The organism is Nocardiopsis sp. YSL2, from assembly GCF_030555055.1.
In the GTDB taxonomy this organism is placed as follows: Bacteria; Actinomycetota; Actinomycetes; order Streptosporangiales; family Streptosporangiaceae; genus Nocardiopsis.
Genome location: NZ_JAMOAO010000001.1, coordinates 2,790,616 through 2,806,399, shown reverse-complemented (window position 1 = coordinate 2,806,399; position 15,784 = coordinate 2,790,616). Strand labels below are relative to the sequence as shown.

Sequence of the window (15,784 nt, the reverse complement as noted above, 5' to 3'; positions counted from 1 at the left end):
CCGGCCCGGCTTCTCGACCCCGCTCGCCCGGTCGCCCTGGGGCGGGAGGCGCCCGCCGGTGCTACTCCAGGCCCTTGCGGCGCAGCAGCGGGCCCATCTCCGCGTCGCGGCCGAGGAACTCGCGGAAGGCGTCCAGGGGGTCGACGCTCCCGCCGCGCGCCAGCACCAGCTCCCGGAAGCGGTCACCGTTCTCCCTGGTCGGTCCGCCGTTGGCGGTGAACCACTCCACGCTCTCGGCGTCGAAGACCTGGCTCCACACGTAGGAGTAGTAGCCCGCGTGGTAGTCGCCGGAGAAGATGTGCAGGAAGTAGGCGGTGCGGTAGCGCGGGCGCACCTGGTCGAGGTCCAGGCCCCACCGCTCCAGCGCGCGCGCCTCGAACGCGGGCGGGTCCAGGTCCTCGTCGGCGCCGATGCGGTGCCAGGACCAGTCGAGCAGGGCGGCCGCGAGGTACTCCACCATCGCGAAGCCCTGGTTGAACGTCTGGGCCTCGGTCAGCTTCGCGACGAGGTCGCCCGGAAGCGGCTCCCCGGTCTCGTGGTGCCTGGCGTAGCCGGCGAGGATCTCCGGCCAGAACATCCACATCTCGTTGACCTGGGACGGGTACTCCACGAAGTCGCGCGGCACGTTGGTGCCTTCGAGCCGGGGGAAGCGGACCGACGAGAACAGGCCGTGGAGGGCGTGGCCGAACTCGTGGAAGGCCGTCCGGACCTCGTCCAGGGTCAGCAGGGTCGGCCCGGTCTCCGGCTTGGCGATGTTGAGGTTGTTGACGACCACCGGGCGCTCGTCCAGCAGGAACGACTGCTCGACCAGGTTGTGCATCCAGGCGCCGCCCCGCTTGGTCGGGCGGGCGTAGGGGTCGAGCAGGAAGAGCCCGAGTGCGGTGCCGTCCTCGTCGAAGACCTCCCACACGCGTACGTCGGGGTGGTAGCCGTGCAGGTCGTGCCGCTCGGTGAGGGTGACGCCGTACAACAGGGCGGCGGCGAGGAAGACCCCGTCCTCGTAGACCCGGTTCAGCTCGAAGAAGGGCCGCAGGGCGTCCTTGTCGATGTCGTAGCGCGCCTGGCGGACCTTCTCGGTGTAGAAGGACCAGTCCCAGGGCTCGATGGCGTGGCCGGCCTGCTCGGCCAGTGCCTCGGCCTCCTTCAGGGCGTTGCGGACGGCAGGGCCGACGAGCTGTCCGAGCCGCTCCTCCACCGCGTCGACGGTCCTCGCCGTCTGGTCGGCGACCTTGTACGCGGCGTGGTCGGGGTAGCCGAGCAGCACGGCGCGCTCGGCGCGCAGAGTCGCCATCCGGGCCGCGAGGGCGAGGTTCTCCGGGGCGCGCTCGGTGCTGAGGGTGTAGAGCCGCTCGCGCGTGGCGCGGTCGGTCAGCCGGGCGAGCGCGGGCTGCACGGTGCTGTTCAGCAGTGGGAGGACGTACTCGCCGTCCTTTTCGATCGCCCGGATCCGGGCCTCGTCCAGCCCGTCGAGCTCGGCGGCGTTCCCGACGACGAGCGCGGACTCGGTGGCGGATCTGAGGACGTTCTGGGCGAACTCCGTGGAGAGCTCGGCGAGCTCGCCGTTGAGCTCGCGCAGCCGGGCCTGCTGGTCCTCGGTCAGGTCCGCGCCGGCCTTGACGAAGTCCGTGCGGTAGCGCTCCAGCAGCCGTGCCTCCTCGGGGTCGGCGGCGGTGACCCGCCTGATCCGCTCCCACAAGGGACGGTGGAGCGTGATCGCGTCCCGGTGCCGGGCGAGCCTCGGCGCCATCTCCCTCTCGATCTCCCAGATGCCCTCCGTGCCGAGGGACTCGGCCAGCGTGTCGAACACCGTCTGGACGCGGTGCAGGATCCGGCCGGACCGCTCCAGCGCCGCGAGGGTGTTGTCGAAGGTCGGCGGTTCGGGGCTGTTCGCGATCGCCTCGACTTCGGCCAGGTGGTCGGCCATACCCCGCTCGAACGCCGGGACGAAGTGCTCCTCGCGGACGGCGGCGAAGTCCGGCAGTCCGTAGGGAAGGGTGCTGGGCGCGAAGAAGGGATTGTCGGTCAAGGCTGCGGCTCCTGGGGTCGGTGCTCATCGGCCTGGGCGGCCCACCCCGGTTGCGGCGGCGGGAAACGTCGTGGCGAGCCGAGACGACCGCTGCCGGGCACGGCGGGACGGCCGGAGCCCACCAGCGGCCGGTCCGCGCGCCCAGGACACTGCCTGCCGTTCTATCGCGCCCGACTCGCACTGTCACGTGACTTTCGGGTGGTGTTGGACGTTTGCGCACCGAAGAACAGAGATCGTGCCCGAATGTCTCACCTTCCGACGGCGGAAACCCCGTGGAGGGAAGGACAGGCCCCGGGTTTCTGTTCCGCCTTCCCTGCGAGCCGTGGCGCGCGGACCCCGCCGCCGAGGGAGGTTCCGGTCGTGGCACTCTCCTCACTGCCCCGAGCCGACAGGTACCTTGATGTCAAGGTACCTGTCGTCTAGGTTCCGGATCGGCCGGGCGACAGGACCACCGGGCGCTCGTACAGGTACTCCAGGCCGTCCGCCTTCTCCCACTGCTGGCCCACGTGCTCGAACCCGAATCCGGCGATGACCGCCAGCGACGCGGGGTTGTCCGGGCTGATCGCCGCGCGCACCGTCGTGACCTCCGGGGCCGTGGCGGCCCGGACGATCAACGCCGCCACGATGGCCCTGGCGTAGCCGCGACGGCGGAACTCCGGAGCCACCGCGTAGCCGATCTCGACCATCCCGTGGTCGTCCGGCGGCCCGTGGAAGCTGGCGAACCCGACCGCCGCGCTCGGCCCGTCGGCCTCGGCGTCCACCGCCGCGTGGGCCAGCCACCCGGCGCGGTGCGGATCGTCCTGGAGCTGGGACTGCCGCAGCCGCCACCACCAGGTCTCGCCGAGGAAGTAGGGCCCCAACTCGGCCCCCGCGGCCTCACCTGCCGCGGCCAGGTCCCCGTCGGCCAGTGCGGCGAGAGCGGGTACGCCGAGTTCCACGAGGCGCACCCGCCGGGCGCTCCGGCCCGCCGGGTCGGCGCTCGCGTCGATATCCGTCATGGCTCGATCATCCTCCGGGAGGTGCCCGCCCCACAACGCCATTCCCCGCACTGTCCGCCGGCGCTGCCACCATGGGGGACGACCACCGCACACCAGCGCTTCGAGGAGTCGCCATGCCCCCGACCGACGACCGACTGTGTTCCTGGGCGCAGGGCTCCTCGGAACTCATGCGCGCCTACCACGACACCGAGTGGGGCCGGCCCTCGCACGACGACCGCCACCTGTTCGAGATGCTGGTGCTGGAAGGGGCCCAGGCCGGACTGTCCTGGTCCACCGTGCTCAACAAGCGGGAGAACTACCGCGCGGCCATGGACGGCTTCGACGTCCAGCGGATCGCGGAGTACGGACAGGCCGACACCGACCGCCTCCTCCAGGACGCCGGGATCATCCGCAACCGCCTCAAGATCGCCTCCGCCGTCCGCAACGCCCAGGCGTTCCTGCGCGTGCAGAAGGAGTTCGGAACCTTCGCCGACTACCTGTGGGGGTGGGTGGACCACACTCCGGTCGTCCACCACTTCACGGACGCCTCCGAGGTCCCGGCCAGCACGCCGTTGTCGGACCGCGTCGGCAGGGACCTGAAGAAGCGCGGGTTCAACTTCGTCGGCACCACCATCGTCTACTCCTATCTCCAGGCCAACGGGCTGGTCGACGACCATCTGGTCGGCTGTCCCGCCAAGCCGGCGACCCCGTGCGCTACCGGCTCTCCGTGAGCCGTGAGCGGGCCGCCGCGGCCGACCTGCGGCGGGCGGCCAACATCGCTGCCGACGCCGCCGTCCGGGCCTGCATCGCCGCCCGCGTTCCGTCGCGCGGAGCGTGAACGGCCCCACGGAGGCGGCGCCGTCGACGCCGCGCGGCGGAACGGAACGTGCGCCGCGCCCGGCGATAGGGTGGACCACGCGTCGGCTCCGCATCGGCGCGCGACCGCGCCGCGTATCCCGGGAGGGGATGGTATGGAGGACCTCGACCTGTCGTTGATCGGCGACCTGTACCGCAGGTACCGCGGTCCGCTGGCGGAGGTCCGGGACGCGCAGCGGGAGTTCCTCCGGCGCACCGAGGGGCGGATGACCCCCCAGCTGGACGACCTGGAGGCGGAGATCACCTACCTCCTCCTGCGCGAGCGGCGACCGGACACGGTGATGGAGCTGGGCACCTTCCACGGCTGGTCCACCACCTGGATCCTGTCGGCGCTGCGCGACAACGGCCGGGGGACGCTGCACTCCTTCGACATCGTGGACAACGTGGTGGCGAACGTGCCCGAGGAACTGGCGCTGGGCCGCTGGGAGTTCCACAAGGGCGACGTGCGCCAGAACATGGCCGAGGTTCCCGAGGGGATCGACTACCTGTTCGTGGACGCCGCGCACAACGGCCGCTTCGCGAAGTGGTACCTGAACGAGCTGTTCCCCCGGGTGGCGCCGGGTACGCCGGTGAGCGTCCACGACGTGTTCCACGGCAAGCGGGCCCTGCCGCTGACCGAGGGGGCCGTGGTGCTGTCGTGGCTGCGCCGGACCGGCACCGACTTCCTCACCGTCTCGCGCAAGAAGGCGCCCGCCCCCTACACCGCGCTCATGGAGCTGCGGGAGGACCTGGGCCTGGGTGAACCGGTCCGCACGAGCACCCACAACCCGATGATCTTCTTCCGCATGCCGGTGCACCAGGACGTGCGGCCCGCCCGCTGAGGCCGGGTTCCCCGAACCTCGTCCCCGGTTCGCCCCCGGGTGCCGGAGGCGCGTGACCTACGGCCGCCCTCCCCAGTCACCGATCTCCCGGAGCCGCCGTCGCTGCTGGCGGGCGGCTCCGCCGTTGGCCGGGTCCCGGGCGACGAGCCCGTCGGCGATCTCCGCGCGCTGTTCGGTCGGTCTCCGGTCGTCGTACTTGAACTTGGCGGCGGCCTCCTCCACGTGCAGGCGCAGGCCCCGGATGCCGGAGAGCAGCCGGGCGTACGGGGGCCCGTCCGGGGTGACGGGCGCGTAGCCCTCCTCGCTCTGGAAGTAGGCCATCTGGGCGTTGAGCAGCTCGGCCTTGTCCGTCGGATCGTCCACGAACTCGGCCCGGCAGGTGAACTGGACCGCCGCGTAGTAGCTGGTGGGCACGCCGTCGCGCGGGTCCGTTCCGGGCTGGGCGCGCAGGGTCCCCGGAACGAAGGCGTGGTCGTCGATCACGGTGTAGAGCACCGGGTCGCCGTCGGAGAGGACCTTCCACACCGGATTGGGCCGGGCCAGGTGCACCAGCAGCCGCCCCGGTTCCGGGGCGGCGTGGACGGGGACGACCACCGGCGGGCGTCCGGCGGGGCCGTTGACGGCGAGCTGGCCGAAGTCGCGGCCCTCAGCGATCCAGGTGCGCCACTCGTCGTCGCCGACCGCGGCGTCCCACGGATGGATGAGCACGACATCACCTCAAGAATATGCAGTAGTCTGCATACTAAACCATACCGCGCGTATCGTCTGCCTTCGCGAACGGGAACGGCCGTGCGCCCCTCGTGGGGACACACGGCCGTTCAGGTCCTCTCGCGCCTCAGCCGCGCAGGGCGGCGGCCTCGCGGGCCAGCGCCTCGACCTTGTCCCACGCGCCCGCCGACACCAGGTCGGACGGGGTCAGCCAGCTGCCGCCGACACAGCCGACGTTGGGCAGCGCCAGGTAGGTGGGTGCCGACGCGGCCGTGATGCCACCGGTCGGGCAGAACCGCACCTGGGGCAGGGGGCCGCCCAGCGACTTCAGGAACGGGACACCGCCCGCCGCCTCGGCCGGGAAGAACTTCATCGCGGTGATCCCGCGCTCCATCAGTGCCAGCGCCTCGGACACCGTGGCCACACCCGGCAGGAAGGGCAGTCCGGTGTCGGCCATCCCCTGGGCCAGGTCGGGGGTGCAGCCGGGGCTGACCAGGAAGCGGGAACCCGCCTCCGCCGCCGCCCGCGCCTGGTCCGGGGTGGCCACGGTGCCCGCGCCCACGACGGCCTCGGGCACCTCGGCGGCGATCCGCTCGATCGCCTCCAGCGCGGCCGGGGTCCGCAGGGTCACCTCGATGCCGGGCAGCCCGCCCGCCACCAGCGCGCGGGCCAGCGGCACCGCCGTCTCGGCGTCGGAGACCACGACCACCGGCATGACCGGGGCGAGGTCCAGGATGTCGGCTCCAGATCGGGGCGTCGTCGTCATGTGCGTGCTCTCCAGGATTCGATCAAACTGAGCTGGGCGCGAAGCGCCTCGGTTGAGGGCGGTAGCCCACCCCCGCGCAGCACCCCGGTGGGCGATGGCGGGCGACGGGCGGGCTGGGCGCGAAGCGCCTCGGTTGAGGGCGGTAGCCCACCCCCGCGCAGCACCCCGGTGGGCGATGGCGGGCGACGGGCGGGCCGCCGGGCGGGTCAGAGGTGGAAGACTCCGGCGCCCTTCTCGGCGGGGCCGACCGAGCCGCGCATGGCCGCGAACAGCTCGCGGCCGGTACCGGAAGCGGAGTCCGCCGTCGCCTCGGCGGGCTCGCGCCCGCTGAGGTCGGCCAGCACCTCCAGTGTGCCGGTGGTGGCGTCCAGCCGGATGAGGTCGCCGTCGCGCACGAACGCCAGCGGACCGCCCGCCTTCGCCTCCGGGGAGACGTGGATGGCGGCGGGCACCTTGCCGGAGGCGCCGGACATGCGCCCGTCGGTCACCAGGGCGACCTTCTGGCCGCGGTCCTGGAGCACCGCCAGCGGCGGGGTGAGCTTGTGCAGCTCGGGCATACCGTTGGCCCGCGGGCCCTGGAAGCGCACCACGGCGACGAAGTCACCGGTCAGCTCACCGGCGGAGAAGGCGGCCTGGAGTTCGGCCTGGTCCCCGAACACCTTGGCCGGGGCCTCCACGACGTGCCGCTCGGGGGCCACGGCCGAGACCTTGATGACCGCGCGGCCCAGGTTGCCCGAGAGCATGCGCAGGCCGCCGTCGGGGGCGAAGGGGTCCTCGACGCCGCGGAGCACGCTGGTGTCGCCGCTCTCCTTGACCTCGTCGACCCAGGTCAGGTTGCCGTCGTCCAGGCGCGGAGCCAGCCGGTACTGCGACAGGCCCCCGCCCATCAGGGTGCGCACGTCCTCGTGGAGGAGACCGGCGTCGAGCAGGGAGCCGATCAGGTAGGCCATGCCGCCGGCCTCGTGGAACTGGTTCACGTCCGCGGCACCGTTCGGGTACATGCGGGTGAGCAGCGGCACGACCTCGGACAGGCTCGCGAAGTCGTCCCAGGTCAGCTCGATCCCGGCCGCGGCGGCCATGGCCACCAGGTGCAGGGTGTGGTTGCTCGACCCGCCGGTGGCCAGCAACGCGACCACGGCGTTGACGATCGCGCGTTCGTCGACCTGCTCACCGATCGGGGTGTGGTGCTGCCCCAGGGCGGTGTGCCCGAGGACGCGGCGCCCGGCTTCGGCGGTGAACGCCTCGCGCAGCGGTGTGCCCGGCTGCTCGAAGCTCGCACCGGGCAGGTGCAGGCCCATGACCTCCATGAGCATCTGGTTGGAGTTGGCCGTGCCGTAGAACGTGCAGGTGCCGGGCGAGTGGTAGGCGGCGGACTCGGCCTGGAGCAGCTCGCGGCGCCCCACCTTGCCCTCGGCGAACTGCTGGCGCACCCGCGCCTTGTCCTTGTTGGGCAGGCCGGAGGGCATCGGACCGGCGGGGACGAAGGCCACCGGCAGGTGACCGAAGGACAGCGCGCCGATCAGCAGGCCGGGCACGATCTTGTCGCACACACCCAGCATGAGGGCGCCGTCGAACATGTCGTGGGAGAGCGCAACGGCGGTGGCCATGGCGATCACGTCGCGGCTGAACAACGAGAGCTCCATGCCCGCGCGCCCCTGGGTGATGCCGTCGCACATGGCGGGCACGCCGCCGGCGAACTGGGCGACGCCGCCCGCCTCGGCCACCGCGGCCTTGATGGTCTCGGGGTAGTCCTTCAGCGGCTGGTGCGCGGAGAGCATGTCGTTGTAGGAGGAGACGATCGCCAGGTTGGGGGTCACGTCGCCCGACAGCTTGAGCTTGTCGGAGACTCCGCAGGCGGCGAATCCGTGAGCGAGGTTGGCACAGCCGAGGGAGCCCCGGGCGGGACCCTCGCTCGCCGCGGCGGCGATCCGCTCCAGGTAGGCGGAGCGGCTGGCGGCACTGCGCTCGGCCAGGCGTCGGGTGACCTCGGCGACGACAGGGTGGACCCCGCGCTGGAGGCGTCCGTCGGAGGTGGTGGCGGGCGACGGGTGGACGGTGTTGCCGTCACCGGCGTCGGGGGTGTTCGCGGTCATCGGTGCTGCTCCTCTTCGTGCCACGTCCGGCCGGTACGGCCGATGAGCCGGTGGGCGCCCGCGGGGCCGGCGCTTCCGGCGGGGTAGGTCTCGGGAGTGGTGCTCAGGCCGTTCCAGGCCTCGATGATGGGATCCACCCAGCGCCAGGCGGCCTCGACCTCGTCACGCCGCATGAACAGGGTGGAGTCCCCCGCCAACACGTCCATCAGCAGCCGCTCGTAGGCCTCGGGCGAGCGGGTGGCGAAGGTGTCGGCGAAGCTGAGTTCCAGGGGGACCGGCCGCAGCCGCAGCGCTCCCGCGCCGGGGGTCTTGGCCAGCATGGTGAGGTGGATGCCCTCGTCCGGCTGGAGGCTGATGACGAGGCTGCCCGCACCGGGAAGGCTGTTGGTGCCGGGGAAGATCGTGTGGGGGACCTCGCGGAAGCGGATCACGATCTCGGAGCGGGAGTGCCCGAGGCGCTTTCCGGTGCGCAGGTAGAACGGCACGCCCGCCCAGCGCCAGTTGGCGACCTCGGCGCGCAGGGCCACGAAGGTCTCGGTGGTGCTCGCCGGGGAACCGCCGGGCTCGTCGAGGTAGCCGGAAACCTCGGTTCCCTGGATGACGCCGCCGCCGTACTGGCCCCGGACGGTGTCCTCGGTGACCTGGTCGCCGGACAGGGGGCGCAGGGACTGCAGGACCTTGAGCTTCTCGTCGCGCACGGCCTCGCGGTCGTAGCTGGCCGGGGGCTCCATGGCGGTGAGGCAGAGCAACTGGAGCAGGTGGTTCTGGACCATGTCCCGCATCGCGCCGGAGCCGTCGTAGTAGCCGCGGCGCCCGCCCACGCCGACGGTCTCGGCGGCGGTGATCTGGACGTGGTCGATCCAGCGGGAGTTCCACAGGGGTTCGAGGAAGACGTTGGCGAACCGCAGCACGAGCAGGTTCTGGACCGTCTCCTTCCCCAGGTAGTGGTCGATCCGGTAGATCTGCTGCTCGGTGAAGATGGCGCCGACCTCGTCGTTGACCTTCTGCGAGGAGGCCAGGTCGCGGCCCAGCGGCTTCTCCATGACGACGCGCGACTCGGGCGTGACGAGTCCGGCGTCACTGAGGCCGCGGCAGATGCCGCCGGAGATCATCGGGGGGACGGCGAGGTAGAAGACGCGGTCGCGGTCGGGCGACAGGGCCGCCACGAGGTCCGCCCAGCCGGAGGGGTCGCCCCCGACGTCCACGGTGACGTGGGAGAGGCGGTCCAGGAAGCGACTGAGCACGTCGGGTTCGGTGACCTGCACGGCCTGGTGGCCGCGGACCGCCGAGGCGGCCTTGTCGCGCAGATCGGCGTCGGTGAGGCCGTCACGGGAGACCGCGACGACCCGGGTTCTCCCGTCCAGGTGCCCGTCGCGGTCCAGGAGGTAGAGGGAGGGGAGGAGTTTACGCATGGACAGGTCGCCGGTACCCCCGAAGACCACCAGGTCGGTGGGACGGGACACGGACTGCTGCGACATCTCGGCTTCTCCTGCGGGGATGCGGACGGGGAGGGAGGGGGTGTGACGCCGACCGCCACGAAGACGTGTGGCAAGTGAGAGGCGAACCACCGGTTCGACCCCCCTTGGCCTCTTTCGAGCCTAAGGCCGACTATGGTAAAAAACCAAGCACACTTCAGAACACTTCTTTACATAACCTCCCAGCCTTCCCACCGCAACGCGGGTGAAATGGTTCAATGAGACATGGCTAGAACCCCGGGACGCCTGTCCTCCTCGGCGACCAGCGGCCACATCCTGGAGATGATCCGCACCGGCACCGCGACGAGCCGCTCGGAGATCGGACGGGCGACCGGGCTCTCCCGCCCGTCCGTCGCCCTACGCGTCACCGAGCTGATCAACAGCGGCCTGGTCGTGGAGCGGACCGGCGCGGTCTCCAGCGGCGGACGCCCGCCGACGCTGCTGGAGTTCAACGCCGACAGCGGACTCGTCCTCACCAGTGCCCTGGGCATGGCACGCAGCCAGGCCGCCGTATGCGACCTCAACGGCACGATCCTGGTCCGCGCGCCGGGCTCACCCGACATGGAACAGGGACCGGACGCCACGGTCCCCTGGCTGCTGGACACCTGGTCCGAACAGATCGCGGCGCTGGGACGGGACCCCTCCGAGGTGCGCGGCGTGGGGATCGGCCTGCCCGGCACCGTCGAGTTCCACGCGGGGCGCGCCGAGGACCGCCCCTTCCTGGGCAAGTGGGCGGGTGTCGCCCTGGCCCCGCTGATCGCCGAGCGCTTCCCCGTACCGGTCCTGGTGGACAACGACGTGAACGTGATGGCGCTCGGCGAACACGTCGCAGGAGGGCACGGGCACCCCGACGACATGGTGTTCGTCAAGGTCTCCACGGGGATCGGCGCCGGCCTGCTCTCCGGGGGGAACCTGCTCAGGGGCGCACTGGGCGCGGCCGGCGAACTCGGCCACATCCCGGTGCGCGGGGGCGGGGGCCTGCCGTGCCGGTGCGGCAACACCGACTGCCTGGAGGCGGTGGCCGGGGGCCGCCGACTCCTGGAGCGCGCCGCCGAGCAGGGACGGCCGGTCGCCGGGCTCAAGGACCTGGTGTCCCTGGCGGGCGAGGGCGACGCGGTGGCGGTCACCCTGATCCGCGAGGCGGGCCGACGCCTCGGTGAGGCGCTGGCCGGGGCGGTCAATCTGCTCAACCCCGAGGTGATCGTGCTCGGCGGGGACCTGTCGGAGGCCTACGACCACCTCGTCGCGGGCGTGCGGGAAGTGGTCTTCCAGCAGTGCACCGCGCTGGCGACCCGCCAGCTGCGCGTGGTCCCCAGCAGCCTGTGGGACGACGCGGGCGTGCGCGGCTGCGCGACGCTGGTCACCGAGGAGATCCTGTCCCCGGAGGCGGTCAACAAACTGCTGTCCGGCTGACGTTCGGGCACCGGCGGACGGCGCGCCGGTGCCTCGGGGCGGGGTTTCGGGTCGGGGCTCCGGGGCGCGGTTCGTCCACAGCCTGTGGACAGGAGGTTTGCCACCCCCGCCGCCCCGGGCACGACTCCTATGAAGGACGTGGTCCCGTCTCCGCCCGTCGGCGCCCACCGCGGCACCGCGCAGGGGATGGGCCGGCACCCCCCCGAACGAGGCGCTCCGCGCCCGACCCGCCCCATTCCACCGATCCCGGCCATGCCCCCGCGCCCCGCACCGACCGACGCCTTCGGCGCGGATACACCGCCTGGACCTGCACGGACGCCGTTCACGACGAGCGTCGGTCCCGTCATGACACTTGACAAGCACCCCCTCGGTGGCGAATAGTCCACCAGCACCGTTCCCGACCCCGCACACATCCGTCACCCCCGTGACCGCACCCCGTGCGGACCCCCGCCCGGAAAGGTCCCCCGTGCTCACAGAGAACCCGATACTGCTGATCCTGCTGGGCGCCGCCATCAGCCTCGTCACCAGCGTGGTCGTGACCGGCGTGCAGGCCCGCATCATCCGACGCGGCGACATCCGCGCCTCCTCACGGTCCTCGGCCCGCAGCCTGACCAGCGCGTTCATCGCGGAGCGCGACGCGGATGACTCCAGGGAGAGCTTCCTCGCCGAAGCGGAGCTCACGGTCATGTCGATGACCGACCGCAAGACGCGCGACCGGCTCCGGGACACCATCCGGCTGCTGCGCGAGCGCACGCTCCCGGAGGTCGAGGAGCTCGGCGGCATCAAGGCCGAGCGCGCCCGGCAGGTGCTGTGCGACCACGCCCTTGAGGTTCTCGGAGCCCACCTGCGCTCCGAGCGGCTGCCCGAGACGCCCCCGCAGATCCGCAAGATGCTCAGCATCGAGGAGGAGGCGCTGAGCATCCACTCCGGTGAGGCTCCGCGGCCCAACCCGCCCATCGCCAAGAGCGCCGTCACCTCCCGCCCGCGGCACACGCCGGCCAAGACGACGCCCGCGCCCGCGCGCAAGTCCGCCAAGAGCGGTACGAAGACCACCGCCAAGCCCGCGGCCAAGGGCGGGCGCACCGGTACCGCGACCGCCGACGAGAACGAGGACAAGGACGAGAAGCCGAGCACCTTCTGGGACGACTGACCCCCGCGTCCCCCTCCACCCGTCGCAGTGGCCCGCCGTGTCCGATCACGGCGGGTCATGCGTGTTTCCGAGGGCTCTGCTGAGAGGATCGGGCAAGGAAGCGTCCGCGGACGACGACCGACCGAGGATTCGTGCGGCGCAATTGGGGTCAGGACACGCGTGCGCGGACAACACGCGCGCGCACACCGACGGAACTTCACCTAGGATCACTGCGACGCGGGGATTCCGGAGCCGTCGACCGGTTCCCGCCGTCTCCGCTGTCGAGACCCCCCGTGCCCCCGCCGTTCTCGCGGTCGGCCCCTCGTCGCCCATGGCCTTCCCCGTGTGTACCCCCCGCGCCCTCCGACCGCCCCCGGCCCGGACGCGCGCGTTCCCCTGGTGTCCGGCCGTTGGCACGCCTCGCCGTCCGCCCTGACCGAGATTGCGCTATGCCCGCTGACGAGAACTTTCCGCCCGACCACGGCGAGGACCGCACTCCGGATGCACCGTCCGACGACGGGAGCGACTCCGTGAGAGAAGAGGACACCGGCGACCTGGCCGGACCCGACCCCGCGCCGCCGGAGGACGCCGCCGCCGCGCCCGCCCTCGGGGCGGCCTCCGGTCCCCCGCGCCGACGCGGTCGCCGGATGGCCCTGTGGGCCGCCGCGGGCCTGGCCCTGGTCATGGCCGCCGGTGTCGCCACCGCCTACGGCTACTACCAGTCGCTGCGTTCGGGCATGGTCCAGCACGACCTGGAGGCCGTGCTCGACGAGGCCGACCGCCCCGACCGCCTCAGCGACGCCGTGAACATCCTCTTCATCGGCTCCGACGGCTACGAGGAGGGGAGCACGGCCTACCAGCGGGAGTTCGAGGGCGAGCGCTCGGACTCGATCATGCTCGCGCACATCTCCCCGGACGACCGGGTGTCGGTGATCAGCTTCCCCCGCGACTCGCTCGTCCAACTCCCCCAGTGCGACGCCTACGCACAGACCGAGGGCACCTCCGGCTACTTCGGCATGATCAACGCGGCGATGTACCACGGCGGTCCGCCGTGCGTCGTGCGCACGGTCGAGAGCCTCACCGACATCCGCGTCGACCACTTCGTGCACCTGAGCTTCATGAGCTTCCGCGACGTCGTGGACGCCATCGGGGGCGTGCGGATGTGCATCCCCGAACCCATGAGCGACCGCCGCTCCCACCTGGACATCGACGCGGGCGACCAGGTGCTCGACGGAGACCAGGCCCTGTCCTTCGTACGGGCGCGCTACGAGATCGGCGACGGCGGCGACATCGGCCGCATCGACCGCCAGCAGATGTTCCTCGGGGCCCTGGCGGACCAGGTGACCAGCGGCGACGTCCTCACCAGCCCGGGCAAGCTCAACGGTGTCCTGGAGGCGGTCGCCCAGCACAGCGCTACCGACCGGGAACTCACGCTCAACAAGATGCTGAGCGTGGCCGTGACGCTGACGGACGTGGACCTGTCCGACATCGAGTTCCACACGGTTCCCTGGTACCAGGCGCCCCACGATCCCAACCGGGTCATGTGGTACCCGGAGGAGTCCGAGGAGCTGTTCGCCGCCGTGCGGGAAGGCCGTTCCCTGCCCCCGCTCCCCGCCGACGAGGCGGGCACGCCGCAGGAGCGTCCGGATGCCTCACCCACACCCGCGGACACATCCGCCACCGAGGACGACCGGCAGGCCTCCGAAGAGCGGTCCCCGGACTCGCTGAACGGTGGCGGCCGCGACGCCACCTCCAACCCGTGCGCCGACGGCCTCGGCTTCGGCTCGGACGAGGACGGGGTCGAGGAGCGCTAGCGTCCGACGGGCCCTCGCGGACGTCCACCGCGCGGGCCCGCGGGGCGGCAGGGCCCCGCGGGGCGGCCCGTGGAGACCGCACCGCGTCGGAACCAGGCAGTACAGGACCGCGGCCCCGGACGGATGTCCGGGGCCGCGGTGTGCCCCGGGCGGCGGGAACTCTTCGTCGGACCGGTACACACCGGGAACCCCCACAGTTCGACCGGTGCCACATCGGAAGGACGTGGTTCCGCGCGCCACCCGAGGCGTGTGCGCCCGCCACGACCGGCGGGCGCACGTTCGGGGTGGTCCTTCTGTCAGACCAGGCCGCCACCCAGCAGGTCGGTGACCTGGCCGGTGTCGACGGTGGGCTCGCCCACCTCGGGCAGGCCGTTCACGGAGGCCACGTCTCCGCCCAGGACGTCCGACCCCACCAGGTCCGTCACCGCGGAGGTGTCGGGCGCGGCCATCGGCAGCATCTCGGTGTCGGCCGCGTCGGTGAGCGAGCCGACGCCGCCCACGACGTCGGTGGCCTCGCCGGCCTCGGGCAGCGCGGGCAGCTCCGGGGCACCGCCGGCCATGGGCAGGACCTCGTCGGTCGGCACCACGCCGGTGACCAGGTCGCCCGCGCCACCGGTCAGGTCGGTGTTCTCACCCGCGTCCAGGGCGATCGGCTGGTCCGTGCCGGCCATGGCGACGGTCTCGTCCAGACCGACCAGCTCGCCGCCCACCTGCTCGGCGCCGGACTCGGCCAGCGCACCGACCTCGGACACCTGGCCGTCGGCCTGCTCCACGGGCCCGGCCAGGTGCAGCGGCTGGCCGCTGGTGGCGGGCTTCACGGTGCCGTTCAGCTCGTTGAGCGGCTGGCCGCCGGTGGCGGGCTTCAGAGTGCCGTTCAGCTCGTTGAGCGGCTGGCCGCCGACCGGGTTGCTCATCGGCAGGGTCTCGGGCGACAGGCCGCCGGTCAGTCCGCCGAGCGTGTCGACGCCACCGAGCGTGCCGCCGCCCGTCAGGCCGCCCAGCAGACCCGAGAGCGGGTCGCTCGCGCCGTTGGACAGCGGCACGACGTCCGACTGCGAGCCCAGGCCCACGGTCCCCAGGAGCTCCGAGACGGGGTCCGAGCCCAGTTCCTGGCCCTCGGCGGCACCGGTGACGGTGCCGGAGGCGTCGGACAGGGGCAGGGTCTCGGTCAGGGCCAGCGGCCCGAGGTCGGCCGCGTTGTCCTCGGCCACCTCCAGCGGGGCGTCGGTCGTGAGGCCCTCACCCGCGGCCCTCTCGACCGGTGCGGTGTTGTGCTCGATCTCCGGAGCCGCCGAGACCTCCCCGGGGTCGACCTGGACCAGGTCGCCCAGCGGGGTGGAGACACCCTCGGTCAGCGGTGCGGGGACCTGGCTGCCCAGGTCGTTGAGCGGGAGACCGTCCGTGGCACCACCGAGCGCGTCGGCCCCTGCGATCCCGGCGCCCAGAGCGACGAAGCTCGCGGCGCTGGCGGCCACCAGCAGGGCCCTGGCGGAGGTGCGGGCGGTGTTGAACATGGGAGTCCTTCCGAAAGTGCGTTGTCTCGCTATGGCGGTGTGTACGGCGGGACGGGTGTCGTGCCCCGCCGTGCCGCGGTCCGGTTCCCCTTGGCCGGGGGGAATCCGAGGGCCGCGGTGGGTCGAGCTCTCCGTCCGGGGGTGTTCCGCCGTTCCTGGTGGGAGCGACGGA

12 protein-coding genes are annotated in these 15,784 nt (G+C 72.2%); 5 read left to right on the top strand and 7 right to left on the bottom strand.

The annotated features are described in order from the left end of the window. Positions 1-61 precede the first annotated feature (61 nt). Together M1P99_RS12170 and M1P99_RS12165 are read right to left on the bottom strand one after the other, a co-directional pair. Entirely contained in the window at positions 62-2,026 is a 1,965-nt protein-coding gene (locus M1P99_RS12170) for a M3 family metallopeptidase (protein WP_304452755.1), read from the bottom strand. A 419-nt stretch (positions 2,027-2,445) separates the two neighbouring features. Further along, entirely contained in the window at positions 2,446-3,024 is a 579-nt protein-coding gene (locus M1P99_RS12165; protein WP_304452754.1) for a GNAT family N-acetyltransferase, read from the bottom strand. 113 nt (positions 3,025-3,137) lie between these two features. Here M1P99_RS12165 and M1P99_RS12160 point away from each other — a divergent pair, with 113 nt between their 5' ends. After that, positions 3,138-3,734, top strand: coding sequence for a DNA-3-methyladenine glycosylase I (locus M1P99_RS12160; protein ID WP_304452753.1), 597 nt, complete (start codon positions 3,138-3,140; stop codon positions 3,732-3,734). 240 nt (positions 3,735-3,974) lie between these two features. Beyond that, the gene (locus tag M1P99_RS12155; protein ID WP_304452752.1) at positions 3,975-4,700 is read left to right on the top strand and encodes a class I SAM-dependent methyltransferase; all 726 of its coding nucleotides are present in this window, start codon (positions 3,975-3,977) and stop codon (positions 4,698-4,700) included. Between the two features lie 57 nt (positions 4,701-4,757). Here M1P99_RS12155 and M1P99_RS12150 read toward each other — a convergent pair whose 3' ends face one another. The 4 genes from M1P99_RS12150 to zwf all read right to left on the bottom strand — a co-directional run bounded on the left by M1P99_RS12150 (position 4,758) and on the right by zwf (position 9,745). Then, positions 4,758-5,408 carry an FMN-binding negative transcriptional regulator gene (locus M1P99_RS12150; RefSeq protein WP_304452751.1) on the bottom strand — a complete coding sequence of 217 codons (651 nt, stop codon included), beginning with the start codon at positions 5,406-5,408 and terminating at the stop codon, positions 4,758-4,760. A 127-nt stretch (positions 5,409-5,535) separates the two neighbouring features. After that, the gene (eda, locus tag M1P99_RS12145) at positions 5,536-6,174 is read right to left on the bottom strand and encodes a bifunctional 4-hydroxy-2-oxoglutarate aldolase/2-dehydro-3-deoxy-phosphogluconate aldolase (RefSeq protein WP_304452750.1); all 639 of its coding nucleotides are present in this window, start codon (positions 6,172-6,174) and stop codon (positions 5,536-5,538) included. A 206-nt stretch (positions 6,175-6,380) separates the two neighbouring features. Then, entirely contained in the window at positions 6,381-8,267 is a 1,887-nt protein-coding gene (gene edd / locus M1P99_RS12140; protein WP_304452749.1) for a phosphogluconate dehydratase, read from the bottom strand. Further along, positions 8,264-9,745: a glucose-6-phosphate dehydrogenase gene (gene zwf / locus M1P99_RS12135; RefSeq protein ID WP_304452748.1), complete on the bottom strand. Its 1,482-nt coding sequence runs from the start codon at positions 9,743-9,745 to the stop codon at positions 8,264-8,266. Before zwf ends, edd begins: the two co-directional genes overlap by 4 nt. 222 nt (positions 9,746-9,967) lie before the next feature. Here zwf and M1P99_RS12130 point away from each other — a divergent pair, with 222 nt between their 5' ends. The 3 genes from M1P99_RS12130 to M1P99_RS12120 all read left to right on the top strand — a co-directional run bounded on the left by M1P99_RS12130 (position 9,968) and on the right by M1P99_RS12120 (position 14,098). Then, positions 9,968-11,155 (top strand): ROK family transcriptional regulator, encoded by a 1,188-nt coding sequence (locus M1P99_RS12130; RefSeq protein ID WP_304452747.1) that lies wholly within the window; start codon positions 9,968-9,970, stop codon positions 11,153-11,155. 466 nt (positions 11,156-11,621) lie between these two features. Then, positions 11,622-12,305, top strand: coding sequence for a hypothetical protein (locus M1P99_RS12125; protein ID WP_304452746.1), 684 nt, complete (start codon positions 11,622-11,624; stop codon positions 12,303-12,305). Positions 12,306-12,733: 428 nt separating this feature from the next. Next, positions 12,734-14,098: an LCP family protein gene (locus M1P99_RS12120; RefSeq protein WP_304452745.1), complete on the top strand. Its 1,365-nt coding sequence runs from the start codon at positions 12,734-12,736 to the stop codon at positions 14,096-14,098. 296 nt (positions 14,099-14,394) lie between these two features. On the opposite strand, the gene M1P99_RS12115 is transcribed toward M1P99_RS12120, so the two are convergent. After that, positions 14,395-15,612 carry a hypothetical protein gene (locus M1P99_RS12115; protein WP_304452744.1) on the bottom strand — a complete coding sequence of 406 codons (1,218 nt, stop codon included), beginning with the start codon at positions 15,610-15,612 and terminating at the stop codon, positions 14,395-14,397. Positions 15,613-15,784: the final 172 nt, after the last annotated feature.

What these genes read in the sequence shown, in the direction of transcription:
- M1P99_RS12165 (WP_304452754.1), bottom strand. Translation starts at nt 3,024, where the DNA reads ATGACGGATATCGACGCGAGCGCCGACCCGGCGGGCCGGAGCGCCCGG.
- M1P99_RS12160 (WP_304452753.1), top strand. Translation starts at nt 3,138, where the DNA reads ATGCCCCCGACCGACGACCGACTGTGTTCCTGGGCGCAGGGCTCCTCG.
- M1P99_RS12155 (WP_304452752.1), top strand. Translation starts at nt 3,975, where the DNA reads ATGGAGGACCTCGACCTGTCGTTGATCGGCGACCTGTACCGCAGGTAC.
- eda (WP_304452750.1), bottom strand. Translation starts at nt 6,174, where the DNA reads ATGACGACGACGCCCCGATCTGGAGCCGACATCCTGGACCTCGCCCCG.
- edd (WP_304452749.1), bottom strand. Translation starts at nt 8,267, where the DNA reads ATGACCGCGAACACCCCCGACGCCGGTGACGGCAACACCGTCCACCCG.
- zwf (WP_304452748.1), bottom strand. Translation starts at nt 9,745, where the DNA reads ATGTCGCAGCAGTCCGTGTCCCGTCCCACCGACCTGGTGGTCTTCGGG.
- M1P99_RS12130 (WP_304452747.1), top strand. Translation starts at nt 9,968, where the DNA reads ATGGCTAGAACCCCGGGACGCCTGTCCTCCTCGGCGACCAGCGGCCAC.
- M1P99_RS12120 (WP_304452745.1), top strand. Translation starts at nt 12,734, where the DNA reads ATGCCCGCTGACGAGAACTTTCCGCCCGACCACGGCGAGGACCGCACT.
- M1P99_RS12115 (WP_304452744.1), bottom strand. Translation starts at nt 15,612, where the DNA reads ATGTTCAACACCGCCCGCACCTCCGCCAGGGCCCTGCTGGTGGCCGCC.